Genomic DNA, 4,574 nt, shown 5'->3' with positions numbered 1-4,574 from the left:
CGGCTTGCGCTGCGCGCCGACCGCGACGAGGGCGGGCAGATCCGCGACATCGGCGTCGCGCAGGAACGCGCCCGCCTGCTGCGCCGCCGCGACCGAGATGCGGAGGCCGCCGCGGTCTGGGCCGCGGCCGAGCCGCTGCAGCGCGACCTCTCGCCCGAGGCGCAGCGCGCCGTCTGGGCCGAGCGGCAGATCCTTGCGCGCAAGCTGATCAGGCTCAACGAGCCTGCCACCGCCTATCGCGTCGCCGCGAACCACGGCCAGTCGGCGGCCGGCGAGCCGCGGCAGGAGGCCGAGTTCCTCGCCGGGCTCATCGCGCTCCGCCGCACCAACGACGCCGCCGCCGCGCAGCGGCACTTCGCGCGCGTCGCGGAGGGCAGCAACAGCGTCATCACCCGCGCCCGCAGCGCCTATTGGGAAGGCGTCGCGCTGGAGGCGCTCGGCCGCCCCGCCGAGGCGCGTGCGCGCTGGGAGGCCGCGGCCGCGCTGCCGGTCGCCTTCTACGGCCAGCTCGCCAGCCGCGCGCTCGGCGAGACGCCGCAGCAGCTTTCGGCGCGGATCAACGGCGCGGCGCTGCGCGAGCCGCCGCTCGACGTGGCGCAGGCTTTCGGCGGGCGGGAACTGGCGCGCGCCGTCGTGACGCTGGCCGATCTCGGCCAGTCCGACCGCGCGCGGATGTTCCTGCTGCGCATGGAGGATGTTTCGCCGGACGCCACCGACCGCTGGCTGATCGCGCGCCTCGCCGTGCTGATCGGCCGACCGGACCACGCCGTCTGGGTAGCGCGGCGCGCCGGCGTGGATGGCGTGATCCTGCTCGAGGATGGCTGGCCGACCCCCTTCCCCGCCCCGCCCGACGGCGCCGAGGCCGCCATCGTCAACGCCATCACGCGGCAGGAGAGCAATTTCGAGCTCTCCGCCGTGTCCTCGGCCAATGCGCGCGGGCCGATGCAGCTGCTGCCGGCGACCGCGCAATCCGTCGCGCGGCGCCTCGGCATCCCGCACACGACGGCGATGCTGACCAGCGATCCGGCGCACAATCTGCGGCTTGGCTCGAACTACATCGCCGATCGCCTGGCGCGCTACGACGGCGCGCTGCCGCTCGCCGCCGCCGCCTACAATGCGGGAGCCGGGCGGGTGGATGAGTGGCTGGTGACCTATGGCGATCCGCGCGTGCCGGGCGGGCCCGACATCCGCGAGTGGATCGAGCTCATTCCCTTTGCTGAGACCCGGAACTACGTACAGCGGGTGATCGAGAACGTGGTGGTCTATCGCGCGCGCAACCCGGCGACCGCCGGCCTCGCGCATCCGCTCGACGGGCTGCTCGCGGGCCGGCGATGAGCCCGCGCCGCGTCGCCTTCCATGCGCGCGACGGCCTGCGCCTGTCGGCTCTCGAATACCCTGGACCGGCGCACCGCACGCCGATCCTCTGCCTGTCCGGACTCACACGGAGCGCGGCGGATTTCGAGGTGCTGGCCGCACGCCACGCCCTGACGCGGCGCGTGATCGCCCTGGACCATGCCGGCCATGGCGAAAGCGCAAGGCCAGCGGAGATCGCGCGCTACGGCATTCCGAACTCACTGGCGGATGTGCTGGACGCGATGGCGGCGTTGCACTGCCCGCGCGCCGTGGTGCTCGGCACGAGCTTCGGCGGCATCCTGGCGATGGTGCTGGCCGTGTTCCGGCCGACGGCGCTGGCCGGCCTGGTGCTGAACGACATCGGGCCGCATGTCGAGGATATCGGCCTCGACCACGTCCAGAACTTCGTTGGCCTCGACCCGGCTCTGGAGAACCTCGAGGCCTGCGTGGCGCATCTCCAGCGGACGCTGCCGCCCATGCCGATGGATGAGGCGGGCTGGCTTCGCTTCGCCGCCAACACCTTCGCACCGGGCGGAGACGGGCGCTGGCACCCGCGCTGGGACACGCGGATCGCGCAGGTGCTGCGCAACAGCGGCAAGGCGCCGGAGCTCTGGCCCGCCTTCGGCGCCGCCGGGCATGCCCCGATGATGCTGGTGCGCGGCGAGCTATCCGACCTGTTGTCTCCGGAGACGGCGGCGCGCATGCGGCGCGAGCGACCGGACATGACGTTTGTCAACGTGCCGCGCTGCGGGCACAGCCCGATGCTCGACGAACCGCAGGTCGTGCCGGCGCTCGACCGATTCCTGCACGCGATCCCGTGACCGCCGCGCGCCTCGTCGCGACGTTGGGCGGCGTCGGTTTGCTGCGGCCCGGGCCCGGCACCTGGGGATCGGCCCTGGTGCTGCCGCTCGTGCTGCTCGGCCCCCTGCCCTGCCTGGTCCTCGCGGCGCTGGTCACACTCGCCGGCTTCTGGGCGGCGCCGCGCGTGCTGAAGGCCGACGAGGACCCCGGCTGGTTCGTCGCCGATGAGGGGGCGGGCATGCTCCTCGCACTGGCGGCGCTGCCGGCGCCGAGCTGGATCGGCGTCGCGCTCGCTTTCGTGACCTTCCGCGCCCTCGACATCGCCAAGCCCTGGCCGGTGTCCTGGGCCGACCGGCAGACGGGCGCGCTCGGCGTGATGCTGGACGACCTCGTCGCCGGCGCGATCGCGGCCGGCGCGCTGCTCGCCTTGCAGCTTCTCTGGCCGGGAGCCCTGGGCTGATGCTGAACCCGTCCACGCTCGACGAGGCCGCCACGCTGCTCGCCGCGCTGCAGGCGAAGGGCCTCACGCTCGCCACCGCGGAGAGCTGCACGGGCGGGCTGATCGCCGCGGCGCTGACCGCGATCCCCGGTTCCTCCGCCACGGTGCTGGCGGGCTACGTCACGTATTCGAACGACGCGAAGACGCGCCTCGTCGGCGTGCCGGCGACGATGCTCGCCACGCATGGCGCCGTCAGCGACCCCGTCGCACGGCAGATGGCCGAGGGCGCGCTGGCCGATTCAGGCGCGGACATCGCGGTCTCCTGCACAGGCATCGCCGGGCCGTCCGGCGGCAGCGCCGCAAAGCCGGTCGGGCTGGTCTTCATCGGCTGCGCGCGGCGTGGCAGGACCACCCGCGCCGAACGCCATGTCTTCCCCGGCGACCGCGGCGCGATCCGCGCCGCCACCGTGGACGCCGCGCTGGCCCTGATCCGCCGACTCTCGGAGTAGCTCCATGGACCTGACCGACAAGCTGATGGCGGCCCTCGACGCCGATTGCGCCGGCGCGGAAGCGCGCCTGGTGGAGTGGCTGCGCATTCCCTCCATCAGCGCGCAGCCGCAGCACGCCGCCGATTGCGTGCGCGCCGCCGAATGGGTGCGCGACCAGCTCGCCGCGCTGGGCTTCACCGCGAGCCTGCGGCAGACGCCGAAGCACCCCATCGTCGTCGCGCATCACCCAGGCCCCGGCGGCAGCGCGCCGCACCTGCTCTACTACGGCCATTACGACGTGCAGCCGGCCGACCCCTTCGAGCTCTGGACCAGCGCGCCGTTCGAGCCGGCAATCGTGGACGGGCCGCACGGCAAGCGCGTCGTCGCGCGCGGCGCGGTGGACGACAAGGGCAACAGCTCGACCTGGCTCGAGGCGCTGCGCGCCTGGCACAGCGTCGCCGGCGGCCCGCCCTGCGCGATCACTGCGGTGATCGAGGGAGAGGAGGAGATCGGCTCCCCCAACCTCGCGCCCTTCCTCGCCGCCAACAGGGACGAGCTGAAGGCTGACGTCGCGATCATCAGCGACACCAACATGTGGGACGTCACGACGCCGGCGCTGTCCACGCGGCTGCGCGGCATGTGCTACGTACAGCTCGACCTGAAAGCCGCCAGCCGCGACCTGCATTCGGGCATGTATGGCGGCAGCGCGCTGAACCCGCTGAACCTCATCACCCGCATCCTGGGCGACCTGCACGATGCCAATGGCCGCATCCGACTGCCCGGTTTCTACGATGACGTGCCCGAGCTTTCAGCCGAACAGCGCGCCGCCTGGCAGGCGCTCGGCTTCAGCGAGCACGACTTCCTCGGCGACATCGGCCTCTCGGTGCCGGTCGGCGAGAAGGACCGCGGCGCGCTGGAGCGGCTCTGGGCGCGGCCAACGGCCGATATCAACGGCATCTGGGGCGGCTACACGGGCGCGGGCAGCAAGACCGTCATCCCGGCCGAGGCGCATGCGAAGGTCTCGTTCCGCCTGGTGCCCGGCCAGGACCACCGCAAGGTGTTCGAGAGCTTCAAGGCCTTCGTGCAGGCGCGGCTGCCGGCCGACGCCACGGCGGAGTTCCAGGTCTTCAGCGCGAGCCCGGGCATCGAGGTGCCGGCCGACAGCCGCTTCATCCGCGCCGCGCGATCGGCGCTGCAGGAGGAATACGGCAAGCCCGCCGCGATGATCGGCTGCGGCGGGTCCATTCCCGTGGTGTCGAGCCTGAAGGAGATCCTCGGCCTCGACACGGTGCTGATGGGCTTCGGGCTGGAGGACGACCAGGTGCACAGCCCGAACGAGAAATTCGACCTGCGCTGCCTGCACGGCGGCGCGCGGAGCCACGCGCGGCTGCTGGCGAAGCTGGCGGGGTAGTGCCGGGGGGGGGGGGGGGGGGGGGGGGGGGGGGGGGGGGGGGGGGGGGGGGGGGGGGGGGGGGGGGGGGGGGGGGGGGGGA

5 protein-coding genes are annotated in these 4,574 nt (G+C 73.3%); all 5 read left to right on the top strand.

Going from position 1 to position 4,574, the window contains the following annotated elements:
• A partial coding sequence (locus L2I40_RS19330; protein WP_237216817.1) for a lytic transglycosylase domain-containing protein occupies window positions 1-1,335 on the top strand: 1,335 nt, incomplete at its 5' end.
• A complete protein-coding gene (locus tag L2I40_RS19325) occupies window positions 1,332-2,174 on the top strand; it encodes an alpha/beta fold hydrolase (protein WP_237216816.1) in 843 nt (280 codons plus the stop codon). The genes L2I40_RS19330 and L2I40_RS19325, both read left to right, overlap by 4 nt.
• Window positions 2,171-2,614, top strand: a complete 444-nt coding sequence (locus tag L2I40_RS19320; protein WP_237216815.1) for a phosphatidylglycerophosphatase A family protein — start codon at window positions 2,171-2,173, stop codon at window positions 2,612-2,614. Before L2I40_RS19325 ends, L2I40_RS19320 begins: the two co-directional genes overlap by 4 nt.
• Window positions 2,614-3,102, top strand: a complete 489-nt coding sequence (locus L2I40_RS19315; protein WP_237216814.1) for a CinA family protein — start codon at window positions 2,614-2,616, stop codon at window positions 3,100-3,102. The genes L2I40_RS19320 and L2I40_RS19315 overlap by 1 nt, the downstream gene beginning before the upstream one ends.
• A 4-nt stretch (window positions 3,103-3,106) precedes the next feature.
• Complete coding sequence (locus L2I40_RS19310) at window positions 3,107-4,492, top strand: dipeptidase (protein WP_237216813.1); 1,386 nt, start codon at window positions 3,107-3,109, stop codon at window positions 4,490-4,492.
• Window positions 4,493-4,574: the final 82 nt, after the last annotated feature.

This window comes from Falsiroseomonas oryziterrae (assembly GCF_021864505.1).
Classification (GTDB): domain Bacteria; phylum Pseudomonadota; class Alphaproteobacteria; order Acetobacterales; family Acetobacteraceae; genus Falsiroseomonas; species Falsiroseomonas oryziterrae.
This window is presented reverse-complemented; position numbering and strand designations above follow the sequence as displayed.

Bases quoted from the DNA above. Each gene is read 5' to 3' on its own strand.
- L2I40_RS19325 (WP_237216816.1), top strand. From the start codon at position 1,332: ATGAGCCCGCGCCGCGTCGCCTTCCATGCGCGCGACGGCCTGCGCCTG.
- L2I40_RS19315 (WP_237216814.1), top strand. From the start codon at position 2,614: ATGCTGAACCCGTCCACGCTCGACGAGGCCGCCACGCTGCTCGCCGCG.
- L2I40_RS19310 (WP_237216813.1), top strand. From the start codon at position 3,107: ATGGACCTGACCGACAAGCTGATGGCGGCCCTCGACGCCGATTGCGCC.